Genomic DNA, 479 nt, shown 5'->3' with positions numbered 1-479 from the left:
GCGCGCCGCCGCCGAACACCCCGCCGCCGCCGGCTACCGGGCCGCGCTGCGCGAGGCCGCCCTGCGCGAGGCCGCCCACCTGCTGGTCGCCGGCCGCGACCTCCCCGACGCGCGCCGGCGGGCCACCGCCGCCCTCGCCCTCGCCGACACCCTGCCCGGCGCGCTCACCCACCGGCAGTCCCGGCTGCGCGCCGCGCTCGCCCTCGCCGAGGGCGCCACCGAGCAGCTCACCGCGCTGCTCGACCCCGCCGCCGGGCTCCGCGACCGCTACCACCTGGCCGCCGTCGCCCTGCTGGCGGGCCGTCCGGTCCAGACCATCGCCCTGCTCGGCCCGCTCGACCCCGACCCGGCCGGCGACCCGGCCCTCGCCCGGCTGCGCGCCCTGCTCGCCGAACGGGCCGGCAACTGGGCCACCGCGCTGGAGTGGTACCGCCACTTCCTCGCCGCCCCCGCCCCCGCCGCCGAGCCCGTCGGGGCGT

The 479-nt window shown here is 82.9% G+C and carries 1 pseudogene; it reads left to right on the top strand.

Features of this window, described 5'->3' with window-relative positions:
- Window positions 1–479 (top strand): annotated as a pseudogene (locus BG452_RS37485) (hypothetical protein); the annotation flags it as partial.

This window comes from Streptomyces sp. CBMA123 (genome assembly GCF_014596465.1).
Lineage (GTDB): Bacteria > Actinomycetota > Actinomycetes > Streptomycetales > Streptomycetaceae > Kitasatospora.
The sequence above is the reverse complement of the archived record's forward strand: the minus strand, read 5'-3'. Positions and strand labels throughout refer to the sequence as shown.